Origin of the sequence: Franconibacter daqui (assembly GCF_014644275.1) — a bacterium.
GTDB lineage: Bacteria > Pseudomonadota > Gammaproteobacteria > Enterobacterales > Enterobacteriaceae > Franconibacter > Franconibacter pulveris.
Map to the genome: position 1 here is coordinate 26,066 of NZ_BMKJ01000008.1, position 19,339 is coordinate 45,404.

Annotated in this window: 17 protein-coding genes and 2 pseudogenes; 12 read left to right on the forward strand and 7 right to left on the reverse strand. The window is 57.6% G+C overall.

Going from position 1 to position 19,339, the window contains the following annotated elements:
* Positions 1 to 30 precede the first annotated feature (30 nt).
* The 3 genes from IEX01_RS19775 to IEX01_RS19785 are packed head-to-tail and all read left to right on the forward strand — an operon-like array spanning position 31 to position 3,496.
* Positions 31 to 669: a YjbF family lipoprotein gene (locus tag IEX01_RS19775; RefSeq protein ID WP_024559929.1), complete on the forward strand. Its 639-nt coding sequence runs from the start codon at positions 31 to 33 to the stop codon at positions 667 to 669.
* Positions 666 to 1,400 carry a capsule biosynthesis GfcC family protein gene (locus tag IEX01_RS19780; RefSeq protein ID WP_188724414.1) on the forward strand — a complete coding sequence of 245 codons (735 nt, stop codon included), beginning with the start codon at positions 666 to 668 and terminating at the stop codon, positions 1,398 to 1,400. Before IEX01_RS19775 ends, IEX01_RS19780 begins: the two co-directional genes overlap by 4 nt.
* Positions 1,400 to 3,496, forward strand: a complete 2,097-nt coding sequence (locus IEX01_RS19785) for a YjbH domain-containing protein (protein ID WP_188724415.1) — start codon at positions 1,400 to 1,402, stop codon at positions 3,494 to 3,496. Before IEX01_RS19780 ends, IEX01_RS19785 begins: the two co-directional genes overlap by 1 nt.
* Before the next feature lie 163 nt (positions 3,497 to 3,659).
* On the opposite strand, the gene IEX01_RS19790 is transcribed toward IEX01_RS19785, so the two are convergent.
* Genes IEX01_RS19790 through IEX01_RS19800 form a run of 3 tightly spaced genes read right to left on the reverse strand, consistent with a single transcriptional unit; the run spans position 3,660 to position 5,289 of the window.
* Entirely contained in the window at positions 3,660 to 4,124 is a 465-nt protein-coding gene (locus tag IEX01_RS19790; RefSeq protein ID WP_161629457.1) for an acyltransferase, read from the reverse strand.
* On the reverse strand, positions 4,117 to 4,641 hold the full coding sequence (locus tag IEX01_RS19795; protein WP_024557327.1) for a GNAT family N-acetyltransferase: 525 nt from the start codon (positions 4,639 to 4,641) through the stop codon (positions 4,117 to 4,119). The genes IEX01_RS19790 and IEX01_RS19795 overlap by 8 nt, the downstream gene beginning before the upstream one ends.
* Positions 4,642 to 5,289, reverse strand: a complete 648-nt coding sequence (locus IEX01_RS19800) for an aspartate/glutamate racemase family protein (RefSeq protein ID WP_188724416.1) — start codon at positions 5,287 to 5,289, stop codon at positions 4,642 to 4,644.
* 149 nt (positions 5,290 to 5,438) lie between these two features.
* Here IEX01_RS19800 and psiE point away from each other — a divergent pair, with 149 nt between their 5' ends.
* Positions 5,439 to 5,852 carry a phosphate-starvation-inducible protein PsiE gene (psiE, locus tag IEX01_RS19805; protein ID WP_024557325.1) on the forward strand — a complete coding sequence of 138 codons (414 nt, stop codon included), beginning with the start codon at positions 5,439 to 5,441 and terminating at the stop codon, positions 5,850 to 5,852.
* A gap of 87 nt (positions 5,853 to 5,939) precedes the next feature.
* Here psiE and malG read toward each other — a convergent pair whose 3' ends face one another.
* The 3 genes and pseudogenes from malG to IEX01_RS19820 form a co-directional block, all read right to left on the reverse strand.
* A complete protein-coding gene (gene malG / locus IEX01_RS19810; RefSeq protein ID WP_188724417.1) occupies positions 5,940 to 6,830 on the reverse strand; it encodes a maltose ABC transporter permease MalG in 891 nt (296 codons plus the stop codon).
* A 12-nt stretch (positions 6,831 to 6,842) separates the two neighbouring features.
* On the reverse strand, positions 6,843 to 8,387 hold the full coding sequence (gene malF / locus IEX01_RS19815; protein ID WP_024559924.1) for a maltose ABC transporter permease MalF: 1,545 nt from the start codon (positions 8,385 to 8,387) through the stop codon (positions 6,843 to 6,845).
* Between the two features lie 100 nt (positions 8,388 to 8,487).
* Positions 8,488 to 9,102: pseudogene (locus tag IEX01_RS19820) on the reverse strand (extracellular solute-binding protein); the annotation flags it as partial.
* A 369-nt stretch (positions 9,103 to 9,471) separates the two neighbouring features.
* Here IEX01_RS19820 and malK point away from each other — a divergent pair.
* From malK to ubiA, 5 genes are all read left to right on the forward strand, one after another.
* Positions 9,472 to 10,581, forward strand: coding sequence for a maltose/maltodextrin ABC transporter ATP-binding protein MalK (gene malK, locus IEX01_RS19825; protein ID WP_024557321.1), 1,110 nt, complete (start codon positions 9,472 to 9,474; stop codon positions 10,579 to 10,581).
* A gap of 43 nt (positions 10,582 to 10,624) precedes the next feature.
* On the forward strand, positions 10,625 to 11,941 hold the full coding sequence (locus IEX01_RS19830; protein ID WP_024557320.1) for a maltoporin: 1,317 nt from the start codon (positions 10,625 to 10,627) through the stop codon (positions 11,939 to 11,941).
* Between the two features lie 126 nt (positions 11,942 to 12,067).
* Positions 12,068 to 13,057, forward strand: coding sequence for a maltose operon protein MalM (malM, locus tag IEX01_RS19835; RefSeq protein WP_188724418.1), 990 nt, complete (start codon positions 12,068 to 12,070; stop codon positions 13,055 to 13,057).
* 178 nt (positions 13,058 to 13,235) lie between these two features.
* Positions 13,236 to 13,733: a chorismate lyase gene (gene ubiC, locus IEX01_RS19840; protein ID WP_024557318.1), complete on the forward strand. Its 498-nt coding sequence runs from the start codon at positions 13,236 to 13,238 to the stop codon at positions 13,731 to 13,733.
* An 11-nt stretch (positions 13,734 to 13,744) separates the two neighbouring features.
* A complete protein-coding gene (gene ubiA, locus IEX01_RS19845; protein ID WP_024557317.1) occupies positions 13,745 to 14,617 on the forward strand; it encodes a 4-hydroxybenzoate octaprenyltransferase in 873 nt (290 codons plus the stop codon).
* Between the two features lie 44 nt (positions 14,618 to 14,661).
* On the opposite strand, the gene plsB is transcribed toward ubiA, so the two are convergent.
* A complete protein-coding gene (gene plsB, locus IEX01_RS19850) occupies positions 14,662 to 17,088 on the reverse strand; it encodes a glycerol-3-phosphate 1-O-acyltransferase PlsB (RefSeq protein WP_024557316.1) in 2,427 nt (808 codons plus the stop codon).
* A 132-nt stretch (positions 17,089 to 17,220) separates the two neighbouring features.
* Between plsB and IEX01_RS19855 the strand changes: the two genes are divergently transcribed.
* From IEX01_RS19855 to dinF, 3 genes and pseudogenes are all read left to right on the forward strand, one after another.
* A complete protein-coding gene (locus IEX01_RS19855) occupies positions 17,221 to 17,589 on the forward strand; it encodes a diacylglycerol kinase (protein ID WP_024557315.1) in 369 nt (122 codons plus the stop codon).
* A gap of 109 nt (positions 17,590 to 17,698) precedes the next feature.
* Positions 17,699 to 17,815, forward strand: a pseudogene (locus tag IEX01_RS19860) (transcriptional repressor LexA); the annotation flags it as partial.
* Between the two features lie 82 nt (positions 17,816 to 17,897).
* Positions 17,898 to 19,232, forward strand: a complete 1,335-nt coding sequence (gene dinF, locus IEX01_RS19865) for an MATE family efflux transporter DinF (protein WP_188724419.1) — start codon at positions 17,898 to 17,900, stop codon at positions 19,230 to 19,232.
* The last annotated feature ends 107 nt before the right edge of the window (positions 19,233 to 19,339 follow it).

A 19,339-nucleotide genomic window follows, 5' to 3' on the forward strand; every position in this document is an offset into this window, starting at 1 on the left:
GTGGTTATTTTGACTCCCTGAGGAAATGTCGTGAAGCGACTCGCGATTGTGATGCTCTGCCTGCTGCTCCAGGCCTGTTCCTCCAATATCAAAGGAATGGCAACTTCTTTCTGGCGCGGCGTAACAGGCGCGGATGGCGTCCATCTGACAGACGACGATATTCAAAATATGCCCTATGCCAGCCAGTACATGACGTTAAACAACGGCCCGCAGCTGTTTGTGGTGCTGGCATTCTCGGAAAACGGCCAGCAAAAATGGGTCACCCAGGACCAGACCACGCTGATAACCCAGCATGGACGCCTGGTGAAAACCCTCAATCTTCGCGACAACCTGATTAGCGTAACGAACATCAACGACGATCCACTGCTGAAAGCGAACCAGATTGTTGACGGCGCAGGCTGGACCCGCGTGATGGGCTGGACGGAGCGCGGTCAGACGCGTTACGCCACGGCGCGCTCAACCTTTACCTGGGACGGAACGGACAGCATACAGGTGGGCAGCGAGTCCACGCCGGTTCGCGTGCTGGATGAAGAGGTGACCACCGAGGCGGCAAGCTGGCATAACCGCTACTGGGTAGACAGCGAAGGCGCGATCCGTCAGTCGAAGCAGTACCTTGGCGCAGGTTATTTCCCGGTTACCACTATCCTGTTGAAGGCGGCAAAAGAATGAGAACAGCAGCCCTCGCATCACTTATTTTAAGCCTGGGCAGCCTGTCGGCTTTTGCCGCAGGCACCATTACGGTTTATCCCGAACACGCACAGCCCCTGAAAGTCACCGGCGCACAGACGCTCGCCGATCTCGTTACCCAACCCCAGCTTACGCAAAGCTGGTGGCCGGGCGCGGTTATCAGCGAACGTCAGGCGAGCGCCGTGGCGCAACAGCAGCATCAGGCGTTGCTGGGGCGGCTGGCGGCGCTTTCGGCCGATGAAGACGCCGACGATGCCGCCGCCATTAACAGTGTGCGCCAGCAACTTGCCGCAATAAAAGTAACTGGCCGCCAGTTTATTACGCTGGACCCGGACAGCGTGCGCGTAAGCCCTGGCAACAACGTGCCGCTGGAGGGTGACTACTCGCTGTGGGTGGGACCGCAGCCGACCACCGTTACGCTGATGGGGCTGGTGAACGCGCCAGGCCCGAAGCCCTTCACGCCTGGAAAATCGGTCGTGGATTATCTGGATGAGGTGAGCCGTCTTAGCGGCGGCGAGCGCAGCTATGCCTGGGTCGTCTACCCTGACGGGCGCACGCAAAAGACGCCTGTCGCTTACTGGAACAAACGTCACGTGGAGCCGATGCCCGGCAGCATTATTTTTCTGGGCTTCGCCGAGCACACCTTTACCTCTTCTTATGACGATCTGAACGAGCAGATACTTCGCTCGCTGACGCAGCGGATACCGGATTGATGAAGAAACGCTATTTTTACAGTTTGCTGGCGCTGTCGGTCTCCTGCGCCTGCCATGCAGAAACCTATCCCGCGCCCGTCGGTCCTTCACAGTCCGATTTTGGCGGCGTGGGCTTAATGCAAACCCCTACGGCGCGCATGGCGCGGGAAGGGGAACTGAGTCTCAACTACCGCGATAACGATCAGTACCGCTACTATTCCGCTTCCGTGCAGCTCTTCCCGTGGCTGGAAACCACGCTGCGCTACACCGACGTGCGGACTAAAAACTACAGTAACGTCGAGTCGTTCTCCGGCAATCAGACCTATAAAGATAAAGCCTTCGACGTGAAGCTGCGGCTGTGGGAAGAGGGCTACTTCCTGCCGCAGGTCGCGGTGGGGGCGCGCGATTTGGGCGGTACGGGGTTGTTTGACGGTGAATATGTGGTGGCGAACAAAGCCTGGGGGCCGTTTGATTTCTCGCTCGGCTTAGGCTGGGGCTATCTGGGCACCAGCGGCAACGTGAAAAACCCGTTCTGCGAATATGACGACAAATTTTGCTACCGCGATCCGAGTTACCAGAAAGCGGGCTCCATCGACGGCAGCGCCATGTTCCACGGCCCGGCGGCGATTTTCGGCGGCGTTGAATACCAGACGCCATGGCAGCCGCTGCGCCTGAAGCTTGAGTATGAAGGCAATAACTACAGCGAAGATTTCGCCGGTAAAATCGACCAGAAGAGCAAGTTTAACGTGGGCGCGATTTACCGCGTCGCCGACTGGGCGGATGTTAACCTGAGCTACGAGCGCGGTAACACGCTGATGTTCGGCTTTACGCTGCGCACCAACTTCAACGATCTGCGTCCTTCTTATAACGATAATCGCCGTCCGGCGTATCAGCCGCAGCCGCAGGAGGCGATTCTTCAGCACAGCGTCGTGGCGAACCAGCTTACCTCGCTGAAGTACAACGCCGGGCTGAACAACCCGCAGATTCAGGTAAAAGGCGACACGCTGTACGTGACCGGCGAGCAGTCCAAATACCGCGATTCGCAGGAAGGCATTGAGCGCGCGAACCGCATCATCATGAACGACCTGCCGGAAGGGGTGCGCACTATTCGCGTCACCGAAACGCGCCTCAACATGCCGCAGGTTACCACGGAAACCGACGTGGCGAGCCTGAAGCGTCATCTGGAAGGCGAGCCGCTCGGCCATGAAACGGAGCTGGTGCAAAAACGCATGGAGCCGGTGGTGCCGGAAAGCACCGAGCAGGGCTGGTACATTGAGAAGCCGCGCTTTAATTTCTCGCTCAATCCGGTATTGAACCAGTCTGTCGGCGGGCCGGAAAACTTCTACATGTATCAGGTGGGCGTGATGGCCACGGCGGATTTGTGGCTAACCGATCACCTGCTGACGACCGGCAGCCTGTTCGCCAACATTGCCAACAACTATGGCAAGTTTAACTACACCAACCCGCCGAACGACTCGGCGCTGCCACGCGTGCGCACCCACGTACGTGAGTATGTAGAGAATGACTATTACGTTAACAACGCCCAGGCCAACTACTTCCAGTACCTGGGGAACGGCTGGTACGGGCAGGTTTACGGCGGTTATCTGGAAACGATGTACGGCGGCGCGGGGGCGGAAGTGCTTTATCGTCCGGTGGACAGCAACTGGGCCTTTGGTCTGGATGCGAACTACGTGAAACAGCGCGACTGGACCAGCCCGCAGAACATGATGAAGTTCACTGACTACAGCGTGAAAACCGGTCATCTGACCGCCTACTGGACGCCGCCGTTTGCCCAGGATGTGCTGATTAAAGCAAGCGTAGGGCAATATCTGGCGGGCGACAAAGGCGGCACGCTGGAGATAGCCAAACACTTCGACAGCGGCATCGTGGTCGGCGGTTACGCCACTATCACCAACGTTTCGCCGGATGAGTACGGTGAAGGGGACTTCACCAAAGGGGTTTACGTTTCCGTGCCGTTCGATCTCTTCTCCGGTGGCGCAACGCGCAGCCGCGCGGCGATTGGCTGGACGCCACTCACCCGCGACGGCGGCCAGATGCTGGGCCGTAAGTTTGACCTCTACAGCATGACCAGCGATAAGAGCGTGAATTTCCGCTAAGCGGGCATCACCCCTCACCCTAACCCTCTCCCCACAGGGGAGAGGGGCGTGGCTGGCGACCCGGTCAGGAGGGACTTTTTCTGCAAGGGCAAGAGCGCGCCACAGACCCGCGCGTTTTTCTCCCCCTTCCTCCCTGGAAGCGGGCTGGGTGAGGGTAGCAACGCTACAGCCGGCGCAAAAGCCGCGCCGGGTTACCGGCGTAGACCCCTTTCTCGGTAAGCGATTTGGTCACCACGCTGCCTGCGCCGATGACCGCGCCGTCGCATATGGAAACGGCGAGAATGGTGGCGCCGCTGCCAATCGACACGTTATCGCCAATCACGATTTTCCCCCAGCTTTCACGGTCCGGGTTGGGTTTGCCTTCGCGAAACATATCGTTGGCGAACATCACCCCATGGCCGATAAAGCAGTTTTCACCAATGACGACTGACTCGCAAATAAAGGCGTGCGACTGAACGCGGGTGTTGCGGCCAATGCGCGTGCGGCTTTGGATCTCGACAAACGGGCCGATGAAGACCCCGTCGCACAGTTCGCAGTCGTAAAGGTTGGCGGGCTCGTAAATCACCACGTTGCGGCCCACGGTGACGTTTTTTACGCCAACGCTGCGGCGCGTCGGCTCCTCAGGCATGTTCATCAAGCGCTTTCCCCATAACAAACAGCACGCTCTGCTGCGTGGCGCTGCTGAATATCGTCTGCGTGAGCATCTTCATTCCCCGGGCGTCATAAAAACGGCGCGCTCCCGCATTCGCCTCCAGCACTTCCAGCCACAGCCAGCGTTCATTCTCTGCCCGTGCTTCGCGCAGGATAGCCTGCCAGAACTGCTCGCCGTAGCCTTTGCCCGTCTCACCCGGCATCAGGTAAAGCTTGTGCAGCAGAGCGCCGGTATACGTTTGCTCCGGCACAGGTTTTCGCCAGGATATTTTTGCGAAGCCTGCCGGGCGCTCCGCTTCGGCAATCAGCCAGCGGGTGCCGACAGCGCTCAGGCTTTGCTGCAGCGCCGCTACGCTATATTCCGCGGCGATAAAATCATTGAGCTCTTCTTCGCGGCGCCATAAATGCGCGAAGTGATGACGATAGGTACAAGACCCCATTTCGCTTAGCAGCGGGGCGTCATCAACCGTAGCGTGGCGAAATGTCAGGTGCATTTACGCCTCCGTGCCAAAAATAGCCTGCAGGCGCGTCCACTCCCGGCGCAGCGCGCTGTGTGGGCTGGTCAGCACCTTCGGGTGTGAAAGCAGGTTTTTCGCGCCCGCCATCGAAGCCTGCGCCAGCGCCACGCAACCTGCCCCTTCATCAAGCGCCTGCTGCGCCCGTTCGGCTATCAACTTGAAGTACTCCGCCATCTGGCCGGCCTTAAATGTCTCCCACGCGTGCGGGATAAGCTCTATCGCCAGCGGCGCCTTCGGCGCTACCGCACGAAACAGCGCGGCGGTGGGTTTAATGGTGGTGGGCGCGGCGCACAGCACCACGATGGGCTCTCCCGCTTTGGCGGCTTCCTGCGCCAGCGCGAGGTCGACACGCACAATGCCCGGGTCCTGCGCCAGGTAGTTGGCCGCAGAGCCCAGCGTGGAGCAGGTGAGCAGCACCACATCGGCATCGGTGCGCAGCTCCGCCAGGGCGGCGATGGTCTCTTTCTCGATTTCCGGCGTCATGCCGCCTGCCGCTTCCGCCTGGGCGAGCAGATGCGCCATCACCTGATGTTTTAACGTGCCTTCGGGAATATTCAGGTCCCGCGCCGCTTGCTCAAAAACGTCGACGTTGCTTTGCGCCGTATGCAGACAGGCAATTTTCATTGTTTTCCCTTTTGAAAGAATGAATAACAAAACCTCTAACTGTGGTAGAGCGAGACGACCTGCGCAAAAGATAAACAAAAAATATGGATCTATGTCACATTTTTCACGTATAACAGCCTCGGGAACGCAGATTATGAGGTGCAGTTATGATGTTCATCTCTTCGCGCGCACGGGTAGAGCTTATCTCTACCATCCTCCAGACGGTGCTTAACCTGGGGCTGATGAGCCTGGGTCTTATCCTGGTGATTTTTCTTGGCAAGGAGACGCTGCACCTTGCCGATGTGCTCTTTTCGCCCAATGAGCAGGCCAGCAAATATGAGCTGGTGGAAGGGCTGGTGGTCTATTTCCTCTACTTTGAGTTTATTGCCCTGATTGTGAAATATTTCCAGTCCGGCTTTCACTTTCCGCTGCGCTATTTCGTCTACATCGGCATTACCGCTATCGTGCGGCTGATTATTGTCGACCATAAATCGCCCATGGACGTGCTGATTTATTCCGGCGCGATTTTGCTGCTGGTGCTGGCCCTGTGGCTGTGTAATTCAAAGCGACTGAAGCGCGAATAAAAATGGCGGCCCAGGGGCCGCCGAAAATAGAAAACAAGTCAGGGATAAGACTGAGGGTTACAGTGGCACTACGTTGATGAAAGCAAATTAACCTTTTACGCCTCCCGCCGTCAGGCCGCTGACCAGCCAGCGCTGCGCCAGCAGGAAGACCACGGTGATGGGAATGGCGGAAAGCACCGCCGCCGCCGCGAAGTCGCCCCACAGGTAGTTTTGCGGGTTGAGGTACTGCTGCATCCCTACCGCCAGCGTGTAGCTATTCACATCACGCAGCAGCAGCGAGGCGACCGGCACTTCGGTGATGGCGGCGATAAACGACAGAATAAACACCACCGCAAGGATAGGCACCGAGAGCGGCAACAGCACCAGGCGGAAGGCCTGCCAGGGCGTTGCGCCATCCAGCGCTGCCGCTTCTTCCAGCGACCCGTCGATGGTTTCGAAATAGCCTTTTATCGTCCAGACGTGCAGCGCGATGCCGCCAAGGTAGGCGAAGATCACCCCGCCATGGGTGTTCAGGCCGATAAACGGAACGTACTGACCGAGCCTGTCGAACAACGCATAGAGCGCTACCAGCGACAGCACCGCTGGAAACATCTGGAAAATCAACATTCCTTTGAGCAACGCCGATTTCCCGGCGAAGCGCATGCGGGCGAACGCGTAAGCGCAGGTGGTAGAGAGCGCCACGATGCCGACTGCGGTAATGCCCGCGATTTTCACCGAGTTCCACAGCCACAGCAGCACCGGGAAGGGCGGCGGCAGCACGCGGCCGTCGGCGTGCGTTACGCTAAAGCCGAGCGCCAGTTTCCAGTGTTCCCAGGAAACCTGTTCCGGGATCAAACTGCCGGTGGCGAAGTTGCCGGGGCGCAGCGAAATAGCGATAACCATCAGCAGCGGAAACATAATGGCGGCGATAAACGCCAGCAGCAGCAGATGCGTGACCAGCAGGCGCAGCTTCTGGGATTTCGGTTGAACCATAGCCATGTGTCGTCCTCCTTAATCGAACTTAATGCGCGTGGCTTTGAGGTTAACAATCGCGAGCGCGCCCACCAGCAGGAAAATCAGCGTGGCGATGGCGGCCGCGAGGCCGAAGTCCTGACCGCCGCCGCCTTCAAAGGCGATGCGGTAGGTATAGCTCACCAGCAGATCCGTGTAGCCTGCAGGCGTGGTCGTGCCAAGACGGTCCGGTCCGCCGTTGGTTAACAGCAAAATGAGCACGAAGTTATTAAAGTTAAAGGCGAAGCTTGCGATCATCAGCGGCGTGAGCGGCTTAATCAGCAGCGGCAGCGTGATTTTAAAGAAGTTCTGGAACGGACCGGCGCCGTCCATCGCCGAGGCTTCATAGAGATCGTCCGGGATAGCCTTCAGCAGCCCCATGCAGAGGATCATCATGTACGGATAGCCAAGCCAGGTGTTGACGATGATTATCATGGTGCGCGCGGTGGTCGGGTCGGTAAACCAGGCGGGCTTAATGCCAAACAGCGCGTTCAGCATCATGTTTATCTCGCCAAAGCTTTGGTTAAACAGGCCCTTGAAGATAAGAATGGAGATAAACGACGGCACGGCGTAAGGCAAAATCAGCAGCAGGCGGTAAACCGCTTTGCCTTTCAGCGCCTCCCATTGCACCAGGCAGGCCAGCACCATACCGACGGCGACGGTCAGCAGCACTGTCAGCGTTGAGAACACCACCGTCCAGACGAAGATGGCGAAGAAGGGCTGCTGGATGCCTTCATCAGTAAAGACGCGCAGGAAGTTATCCCAGCCGATAGTCACGGTATAGCCGGGGCTGAGCTTTTCGCCATCCCAGTTGCCGTCGGCGTTAATGGCCTGATAGAAGCCGATATCGTTATTCGGACGGTACTTCACGCCGCTCTGGTTGTTGGTGAGCGTGCCGTCTTCAGCCTGCGTATAGAGCGGCCGGGTACCGGAGAACTGGCGCAGCGAGCTCATCACCAGCTGGCTGTCGTCCGGCAGCACGGCGGTTATCTGGTTCAGCGCCTGGCGGTTCTGGGTGATAACGCGAAGCGTGGCGCGCTCGCCTGTCGGCAGCACCTGCGCTTCTTTCATTGTAAGCTTCTGCTCGCCGCCAAAACTGAAGGCGTCGGAGAGATAATGTTTGCCGCTTTCGCCGTCGGTTAACGCCAGCTGCCATTTGTCCCCCTGCGGATAAAGACCGAAGTTAAGGCTTTTCCCCGCCTGGTATTTGCGATCCATCAACACTTCCCGGGCGCGCTCCTGAGTGAGCTGGTTGGTGCTGCTGTAGTTGGTGAAAGCGATGGCGATAGTGCAGACCAGCGGAAAGAGGACAAACAGCCCCATTCCGGCAAAGCCCGGGTAAACATAACGCCACGCATAGGCGCGGCGGTTGGCGAAGATATAGAGGCCGGCGGAACTTAACACCAGCGTCATGATGGCGAACAGGTACTCCCCCTGGGCGTACATCAATACCACAAGATAGGCCACCAGCAGGCCGAGCAGCGCGACAACCGCCCATTTCAGCGCATCGCTTTGCCACCAGTGGGTCTTTTTAACAACATCCATGGGGTTCTTCCTCAACTGCAATGAATACTTGTGTTGCCTGGCGACGGCACGCCGCCGTCATTAAATGGCGGGCGGACAACGCGCCGCCCGCCGGAGTTAATTACTTAGCGATACGGCTCTGTGCGTCTTTCAGCGCCGCGTCGACGGTCTGGCGACCGCTTACTGCGTTAATAACCGCTGTGGCCGTTTTCGGCGTTTTTCATGGTGGCGGCGATGCGCGGATCTTTCTCAAGCTTCGTCTGGAAAGATTTCAGCGCCACGGCGCCAAGCGGTTTGTCCTTGTTCACCTGGTCGAGGCGTATCCGCGTTCATGTTTTTGTTTTTGATCATGTCGACCAGGAAGTTCAGGCCCGCTTTGGCGCCCGCGCTGTCCACGCCCACATCTTTCACGTCATATTTGCCGTCGGCGAATTTAAAGGCGTAACCGCCATCGGCAGCGATGGTAGATCAGCGACAGCGATTCCACTGCCACCGGGTAAGCGATGATTTTGCCGTTGTAGCGGACGGCGTCCCAGGCGAACGGCACGATTTTGTCCTGGAAGGCTTTATCCGGGCTGACTTCCGCCAGCAGGCCGGACTGCGCGTAGCCGCCGAAGCGGTCATGGGCCCAGAAGATAATGTCCGGGCCGTCGCCCGTGGCGGCGACCTGCGGGTATTTCTCTTCCAGCTTATCCGGGTGCTCCACCGTCACCTTGATACCGGTGTCCTTTTCAAACACTCCCATCCTTTTTGAGGGTTTGCGCGTGGATACACGTAATGGCTTTACCTGTACCAGTCTGGGCATCTGACAAGCGCTTCTCATCCTCCTTTGCTCTACGCCCCACCCCCTCAGAGTGTGATCGCGATTCCATAAACGCAGGTTATGTGGCGCAGCGCACGTAAATGCGCCTCGTTTTTTGAAGGCTCCATCACGAAAATCCCCGCCAGCCGCGGCCTGGCGTGGCAGAGGCGAGTCGCTCATCCTCCCGCCTCCTCCCCCATAAAAAAGCCAGGGGGTGGAGGATTTCCGTGCTTTATGAATCCCGCATAGTCACGGCATCCTGGCTGTTTTCAGTGAAAAGTTTGAGGTTAAAGGGAGAGAGGGATGGCAAGCGTTCAGCTGCGCAATGTAACTAAATCCTGGGGCGAGGTTGTGGTGTCGCGAGACATCAACCTGGATATCGCCGAAGGGGAGTTCGTGGTATTTGTCGGGCCTTCCGGCTGCGGCAAATCAACGCTGCTGCGCATGATTGCCGGGCTGGAGACCATCACCAGCGGCGACCTGCATATCGGACAAAAACGCATGAATGACGTGCCGCCTTCCGAGCGCGGCGTGGGCATGGTGTTTCAGTCTTATGCGCTCTATCCCCATCTCTCCGTTGCTGAAAACATGTCCTTTGGCCTGAAACTCGCAGGGGTGAAGAAAGACGCCATTAATCAGCAGGTGACGCAGGTCGCGGAAGTGCTGCAGCTCGCGCATCTGCTGGACAGACGTCCGAAAGCGCTTTCCGGCGGCCAGCGCCAGCGCGTAGCGATTGGCCGTACGCTGGTGGCGGAGCCGAGCGTTTTCCTGCTCGACGAACCGCTTTCTAACCTCGATGCCGCGCTGCGCGTGCAGATGCGCATTGAGATCTCCCGCCTGCACAAGCGACTTGGCCGCACGATGATTTACGTCACCCACGACCAGGTGGAAGCGATGACGCTTGCCGACAAAATCGTGGTGCTCGACGCCGGGCGCGTCGCCCAGGTGGGTAAGCCGCTTGAGCTTTATCACTACCCGGCGGACCGCTTCGTCGCGGGCTTTATCGGATCGCCAAAAATGAACTTCCTGCCGGTAAAAGTGACCGCCACCGCCATCGATCAGGTGCAGGTCGAGCTGCCGAACCGCCAGCATGTCTGGCTGCCGGTGGACAGCGAAGGCGTGAACGTGGGCGCCAATATGTCTCTTGGCATCCGCCCGGAACACTTGCTGCCGAGCGATATCGCCGACGTCACTCTCGAAGGCGAAGTGCAGGTGGTCGAACAGCTCGGCCATGAGACTCAGATACATATCCAGATCCCGGCTTTGCGTCAGAACCTGGTTTACCGCCAGAACGACGTGGTGCTGGTACAAGAGGGTGCCACATTCGCCATCGGCTTACCGCCGGAGCGCTGCCATCTGTTCCGAGAAGATGGCACCGCCTGCCGTCGGCTGCACAAAGAGCCGGGCGTTTAAGCATTCCCGATTACAAAGAAAAGCAATGATCTCAGGAGATAGAATGATGATTACTCTGCGCAAACTCCCCGTGGCGGTGGCCGTCATGGCAGGCATCTTGTCTGCTCAGGCAGGCGCTGTCGATTTCAAAGGTTATGCTCGTTCCGGCATCGGCTGGACGGGTAGTGGCGGCGAACAACAGTGTTTTCAGGCGACTGGTGCTGATGCTAAATACCGTTTGGGTAACGAATGTGAGACCTATGCGGAAATTAAGTTAGGTCAGGAAGTCTGGAAAGAAGGCGACAAGAGCTTCTACTTTGACTCAAATATTGGTTACAGAACTAATCAGCTAAACGACTTTGAAAATACCGATACGCCTGCTGTCCGCGAATTTAACGTTGTAGGTAAGAACCTGATCGACGCTCTGCCTGGCGCCAATATCTGGGCAGGTAAGCGCTTCTACCAGCGTCATGACGTACACATGATCGACTTCTACTACTGGGATATTTCTGGCCCGGGCGCGGGTCTGGAAAACATTGATGTCGGTATCGGTAAACTCTCCCTGGCTGCGACCCGCTCAAGCGAACAGGGCGGTTCTTCAGCCTTTGGCGACCGCGATGCTAATGGGGTGCGGACCTATAACAACGAAGTACCAAACGACGTTTTTGACGTACGTTTAGCAGGGCTGGAAACCAACCCGAACGGTGTACTGGAGTTAGGCGTTGATTACGGTCACACCAATATTCCGGATGATTATTACCTGGCTCCAGGCGCAACCAAAGATGGCTGGATGTTTACAGGTGAGCATACTCAGACTATCGGCACCGGCTTTAACAAGTTTGTGCTCCAGTACGCGACCGACTCTATGATTTCCCAGGGCAAAGGCCAGGCTCGCGGCGGCTCTGTGGATAATGACGGCAGCCTGATCCGTGTCCTTGACCACGGTTCAATCTCACTGGGCGATCGTTGGGACATGATGTATGTCGCTATGTACCAGGATATCGATCGTGACAACAATCGCGGTAACACTTGGTGGACCGTGGGTATCCGTCCAATGTTCAAATGGACGCCGATCATGAGCACCCTGCTGGAAGTGGGCTACGACAATGTGAAATCTCAGCAGGTTGATGAGCATAACGACCAGTACAAAATCACCCTGGCCCAGCAATGGCAGGCAGGCGACAGCATCTGGTCCCGTCCGGCTATCCGCGTATTCGCAACTTACGCCAAGTGGGACGAGAACTGGGGTTATGTTAAAGCGTCTAACGGATCCACGACTTCTGAGGCCGTTACCTCTGGTACTTTCACCCAGTTTGGTAACAGCAGCCGTGGCGACAGCGATGAGTGGAGCTTCGGCGCTCAGATGGAAATCTGGTGGTAATCCGCATCATCTTAGCTGTACCAGAGAGGGGCGAAAGCCCCTCTTTACCCTCACAAGTTAAGTTATTCAGGATGCGGCGCGCTATTGCCTGGCTACCGTCGCATTCGTTCAAATAAGGTTATAACAATGAAAATGAAAAAAAGTCTTGTCGCGCTCTGCCTGAGCGCAGGGTTGCTCGCCTGCGCGCCGATTGTCAGCTTCGCTGATGTAAATATAGTGCCGCAAAATACTTCCGCCGCGCCTGCAATCCCGGCTTCGGCATTACAGCAAATTGTCTGGACGCCGGTCGCCCAATCACAAACGCAGACTACGCAAGTTGCCACCGCCGGCCAAACGCTGAACGTGCCGGGGATTAGCGGCAAAGTCGTGGCTTACAGCGTGCCGGCAAACATCGGCGAACTGAATATTACGTTGACCAGCCTTGGCGAAAAGCAACGATCCATTTTTGCGCCAAACCTGCTGGTATTAGATCAGAATCTCACGCCTGCCGCCTATTTCCCAAGCAGCTATTTCGCTTATAAAGAGCCGGGCGCCGTTTCTGAAGACCGTCTTGAAGGCACCGTGAAGCTGATGCCGGCGCTGGGTCAGCAAAAGCTTTACCTGCTGGTTTTCACCACGCCGCAAGATTTACAGAAGACCACGACGATGACCAACGCAGCTAAAGCCTATGCCAAAGGCGTGGGCAACGCGGTGCCCGATATCGCGGACCCGGTTGCGCGTCATACTACTGACGGTACGTTGAAGCTGAAAGTGAGCACTAACTCCGCATCCAGCATCCTGGTTGGTCCGCTGTTTGGCTCTTCCAGCCAGGCTTCTGTCACCGTGGGCAATACTGCCGCGCCTGCTACGGCGTATGCTGCGCCAGCGCCTGCCGCCGCGCCAGCACCTGCTACCGCTTACGCCGCGCCCGCTCCGGCGCCTGCCGCAGCCCCTGCGCCTGGCGCGAAGAGCGAGCCGGTGCTGAACGATACCGAAACCTATTTTAATCAGGCCATTAAGCAAGCGGTCGCCAAAGGGGATGTCGACAAGGCCCTGAAACTGCTGAATGAAGCCGAGCGTCTGGGTTCTACCTCCGCCCGTCAAACTTTTATCAGCAGTGTAAAAGGCAAGGGGTGACCGTCTCCCCGCATTGCTGATGCTTGTAAGACCTGGTGCGCTTCGGCGCACCTTTTTTATTTTCTCCGCCGCGTTGTTGCACCCCTGTTGCGTTTTTGATCGCCAGAAGCGGTTTGCCCGCCACCTCTGCGCCTTTCTGCGCTACAATGCCCCGTCAAACAGCCCCGGAGAATGATGCATGTCCCACCCCGCGCTGATGCAGCTTCGCGCGTTGTCTTTTACAACCGATACCGCCTCCCTGGATGAGAACCTGCTCGACTGGCTGATGCTGGAAGATTCCATGACTAAACGCTTTGAACAACACTGCAAGCGCGTAAGCGTGGATTTGTTATTTGAAGGTTTTGTCAGCCCGCAGGAGATTGCGGCGGAGCGCGAGTGGCTGCCGCAGGAAGAGACCTACTGGCTGCGTGAAATCGTGCTCTGCGGCGACGGCGAACCCTGGCTTGTTGGGCGCACCGTGGTGCCGCAGTCTACACTCAATGGACCCGAATTAGCCTTACAGAATATGGGGACTACGCCGCTGGGTCGCTACCTGTTTACCTCATCGACCCTGACCCGGGATTTTATCCATCCGGGCCGCAGCGGCGAGCTGTGGGGGCGTCGTTCCCGGCTGCGCCTTTCCGGCAAACCGCTGTTACTGACTGAACTGTTTTTGCCTGCATCGCCATTGTATTAAGAGGAAGAGAAATGGAGTGGAGTCTGACGCAGAATAAGCTGCTCGCTTATCATCGCCTGATGCGTACCGACAAACCGATTGGCGCCTTGCTGCTGCTGTGGCCGACCCTGTGGGCGTTATGGGTGGCGACGCCCGGCGTACCGCCGCTGTGGATCCTGGCGGTGTTTGTGGCGGGCGTCTGGCTGATGCGCGCCGCGGGATGCGTGGTCAACGATTATGCCGATCGTAAATTTGACGGTCACGTAAAGCGCACGGCAAACCGTCCGCTGCCGAGCGGCGCGGTAACAGAGAGAGAAGCGAAAAACCTGTTTGTGGTGCTGGTGCTTATCTCTTTCGCGCTGGTGCTGACGCTCAACCTGATGACCATCCTGCTCTCTGTCGCCGCGCTGGCGCTGGCGTGGATGTATCCTTTTATGAAGCGCTACACGCATCTGCCGCAGGTGGTGCTGGGCGCGGCGTTCGGCTGGTCTATTCCGATGGCTTTTGCCGCCGTGAGCGAAACCGTGCCGCTTAGCTGCTGGCTGATGTTTCTCGCGAATATCTGCTGGGCTGTGGCCTATGACACCGAGTACGCCATGGTCGATCGTGATGACGATGTGAAGATAGGGGTGAAATCCACTGCTATTCTGTTTGGTCAGTACGATAAATTGATTATTGGTTTGCTGCAGATAGCCGTACTGGCGCTGATGATCGCGATTGGTTGGTTGAATGGCCTGGGCGGGGCATTTTACGCTTCCGTGGTGGTGGCGGGCGCGCTGTTTGTTTATCAGCAGAAGATCATTGCCGGGCGCGATCGCGACGCCTGTTTTAAAGCGTTTCTCAATAATAACTACGTAGGCCTGGCGCTGTTTGTGGGGCTGGCGGTGAGTTATTTACGGTTCTGACAGGCGAGGCGTGAAATAAAAAAGGCGGGTTTCCCCGCCTTTTTTTATTCGCCAGCCTGTGCGGCGGCGCTCTCAATCGTCAACCGTACGTCGGAAGTCATCAACTCCGCCAGCAGCTGGTAAACCTTCATGGTTTCCGCCGGCTCGGCATCGCCGGTATCGCTGATGTAGCCTTCGTCACGCAGCGTCAGCACCAGCGTGGAGAACACGGCTTTGTCGAAAAACTCCGGCGCGTTGATGCCGTGCAGCACCGACAGACGCTGGGCCACGGTGCGGCTCTCTTTTTCAAGCGTGCCGCGGTTGATAGAAGGGTTAGCGCTCAGCAGCCAGAAGGTAATCGCGTAGCGCTGCAGCGTCTCACGCACGCCCGCCGCCAGCAATTGCATGGTGCGTGAACGCGCCGGGTTGAGCTGCACTTCCGCCGCTTCTTCGACAATCAGTCCCTGGCGCGCCATTTCCGCGACCAGCGCATCGGTCACCGCCTGCACTTCCGTTGTCTCCCAACGCAGGAACAGCTCTGCCTTGAGAAGCGGGTAGAGCACTTCAACCTGACGCTGCAGCGCTTCACGGCTGATACGGCGATGCTGGGTGATAATCGCCGCCAGCAGCGAAGGCAGCACCAGCATGTGCATGATGTTATTACGGTAATAGGTCATCAGCACCGCCTGCTCGCGCGGCAGAATGATGATATCGCCGATGGTGTCTTTCTCTACTTCGAACTTATTCATCTGCAACGCGTGGTCGATAAGCGCGCTGGCGCTGGCGTCCGGGACGGTGGAGTCGCCGGAATAAGGCACGTTGCGCAGCAGATCAAGGTAGCATTCCAGCTGTTCAGTAAGCTGCTCGCGGGTCAGCGAGCGCTGGCGGGAAGCGAGCAGGGCGGTGCAGCAAAGGTTCATAGCGTTGGCCGCCCCGGCGTTGTTGATTCGCACCATCAGCTTCGCGGCGATATCGTTAACCGTGGGGGTAAGCCAGGCCGGGCGCACCGCCTCGATCGGGTCGATAGCGTCGCGCCATTCCGGCACGCGCTGGTTAAGGTAGGTCATCAACGGCATTGGCTCGCCGAAGTTAACGTACCCCTGGCCCAGATTACGAAGCTTGCTTAAGCCACGCAGCATTTGCAGCAGGTTCTCTTTCTCTTTCGTGGCGCCGCGCAGTTCTTTAGCGTAAGTGCCCACTTCCATAACATGCTCGTAGCCGATGTAAATCGGCACCAGCGTAATGGGACGAGAGCCGCCGCGCAGCATCGCCTGGATAGTCATCGACAGGGTTCCGGTTTTCGGATCCAGCAGACGGCCGGTGCGCGAGCGCCCGCCTTCCACAAAGTACTCTACCGAATAGCCGCGGCTGAACAGCTCGCCCAGGTATTCACGAAAGACAGTGGAGTAGAGCTTATTGCCTTTGAAGGTGCGGCGGATAAAGAACGCCCCAAGGCGGCGGAAAATCGGCCCCGCTGGCCAGAAGTTAAGGTTAATGCCGGCGGCGATATGCGGCGGCACCAGACCCTGGTGATAAAGCACGTAGGAGAGCAGCAGGTAGTCCATATGGCTGCGGTGGCAGGGCACATAAACGATTTCGTGACCGTCATGGGCCAGCTGGCGCACGCGCTCGGCGTTATGGACGTTGATGCCCTGATAGAGCCGGTTCCAGGTAAAGCCCAGAATACGATCGGAGACGCGAATCATCTCATAAGAGAAATTAGCGGCGATCTCTTCCATCAGCGCCACCGCGTTCTGCTGCGCTTTTTCGTGGGAGATTTTCTTGGTGCGCGCTTCGTCTTCGACCGCGCGAGCGATGGCTTTTGAGGCCAGCAGCTTGTTGAAAAGATCCTGGCGCGCCGGCAGACGCGGGCCAACCGCCGCCAGACGCTGGCGGGCGAAATGCATGCGCGCCACGCGGGCAAGCTTCTGCGCGATGGTTTTATCGGTACCGTGCTCTGTCGCCATGCGGCGCAGGGATACCGGCTGCGAGAAGCGAACAAAGCTATCGCGGCCAAGCCAGGAGATAGCGAAAAACTTTTGTACGCCGTTAAGCAGGCGCAGCGGCGGGTTTTCTTCGCCTTTCTCACGCCCCGGCGCGCGGCCGAACATCACCGATACCGGCACCATCTGCACGTCGAGACCGGCATTGCTGCGATGCAAATCCAGGTATTCGTGAAACAGCTTGATGGACTCTTCTTTCGGCGTGTACCAGGTGAAAACGCGCGGGCCGCCGTGAATAAAGATGTAGCGGGGCAATTGCGTGCCATCGATTTCCAGCGGTTCTAACGGGTCCGGTAAATCATGGGCCAGACACTGGGCGCGCAGCGTTAACAAATCCGCTTTTGAGTTGTACGGCAAGACGTACATGATGGGACGAGAGGTATCAAGCCCCAGCTCGGCGCAAGGATCCGCCGGAATAGACTTGCTTTTTACCAGCATACTTAATGGTAAATTCAGTAATTTGTAGTACATTCGTGGCCAACCGGACATAAACGATGTAAAGCCTCTGGTTAATAATGCAATGGCGCCGTCAGAATAGCAGAAACGATGCGGAATTTCTGTGGTGCTTCGTTGTTGAGCGCAATAGCATTGACGCTGATAAATCAAAAAGGTTTCTTTTTCATGGCCAATAACACCACCGGACTCACCCGAATCATTAAAGCGGCAGGCTACTCCTGGAAAGGAATTAGCGCGGCATGGAGAAATGAGGCGGCGTTCCGCCAGGAAGGCGTGGCGACAATACTCGCCATAGTTATCGCCTGCTGGCTTGATGTCGACCCGATTACGCGCGTGCTGCTGATTGGCTCCGTTTTGCTGGTGATGATTGTGGAAATTCTTAACAGTGCTATCGAAGCGGTGGTTGACCGCATCGGGCCTGAATTCCATGAGCTTTCCGGCCGCGCCAAGGATATGGGATCGGCGGCGGTGTTGCTGGCGATTATCCTTGCCCTTATCACCTGGGTCACGCTGCTGTGGCATCATTTGCGATAAGTTTTCCAGAATTGGCCGCGCTGGCGCGCTTTTTTGCGGGTAAGGTGGTTTCAAAATCGCCTTTAGCTGTATATACTCACAGCATTCACTGTATATTCACCCAGGCACCGTCGAGCTGCTGCCGGAAAACAACGAATTCAAACCTATTGTGGTTGACCTGCGCGAGCACAACTTCTCTATTGAAGGGCTGGCCGTAGGGGTCATCCGCAACGGCGAATGGCTTTAACGCCCGCCTGATTGATAAACACACCGCAACGCAGCGCCCCTCGTTGCGGTTTTTTTATCTTCTTTTCTCAGACTGCGTCTCCATGCCTTTTTTCTCACAGACTGACCGCGCGCTCTGGCGGCTTGCGCTGCCGATGATTTTCTCCAACATCACCGTTCCCCTGCTGGGCCTCGTCGATACGGCGGTCATAGGCCATCTTGACAGCGCCGACTATCTGGGCGGCGTGGCCGTAGGCGCAACCGCGACCAGCTTCCTCTTTATGCTGCTGCTTTTTCTGCGTATGAGCACCACCGGGCTGACCGCGCAAGCCTTCGGCGCTCAGGATCCCATTCGGCTTGCCCGTGCGCTGGTGCAGCCGATGCTGCTGGCTGTGGGGGCCGGGCTGATTATTATGCTGTTGCGTACGCCGCTGATTGATCTGGCGCTGCATATTGTCGGCGGCAGCGAAGCGGTGTTGATACAGGCAAGGCGTTTTTTAGAGATTCGCTGGCTTAGCGCTCCCGCGTCGCTCGCCAATCTGGTGCTACTCGGCTGGCTGCTTGGCGTGCAGTATGCGCGCGCTCCAGTCATCCTGTTGGTTGTGGGAAACCTGCTTAACATCGTACTCGATCTCTGGTTAGTCATGGGCTTGCATCTGAATGTCCGGGGAGCAGCACTTGCCACGGCGCTTGCCGAGTACGCCACTTTCTTAATTGGCCTGTGGATGGTGAGACGCGTACTGAACAGGCGCGGCATCGGCTTTGCAATGCTCGCCACGGCATGGCGCGGCGAGTTTCGTCGTCTGCTGGCGCTTAATCGCGACATCATGCTGCGTTCGCTGCTTTTGCAGCTCTGCTTTGCCGCCGTGACGATTTTTGGCGCACGCCTTGGCAGCGAGGTGGTCGCAGTCAACGCTATCTTAATGACCTTCTTAACGTTTACCGCTTACGCGCTGGATGGGTTCGCGTATGCCGTTGAAGCGCATTCCGGGCAGGCCTATGGCGCGCGAGACGGAAGCCAGCTGCTGGATGTCTGGCAGGCGGCGTGCCGGCAGGCGGGCGTCGTGGCGCTGGCGTTTAGCCTCTGCTGGGCCTTTTTCGGCGACACGGTGGTTTCACTGCTGACCTCGCTGCCCGCCTTGCAGCAGCAGGCCGACCACTATTTGCCCTGGCAGGTCGTGCTGCCGATTATTGGCGTGTGGTGTTATCTGCTGGATGGCATGTTTATCGGCGCGACGCGCGCATCTGAGATGCGCAACAGCATGGCGGTGGCGGCGCTGGGGTTTGTCGTCACGTTGCTTACGCTGCCGTGGCTTGGCAATCATGGTCTGTGGCTGGCGATGACCGTTTTTCTTGCACTGCGCGGCCTGTCGCTTGGTTATATCTGGCGAAAGCGCTGGCGGGAGCAACGCTGGTTCTTACCGGCGAACCATCGCTAATCAGGTCAGGTAAACGGGGGACGCTACGCAAAGTTCCCCTTTTTTATACCGCCGGTTTGTACGACTAAAGTCGTCTCGATGGTTAAAAATTCTGAATCGGTCCGTCA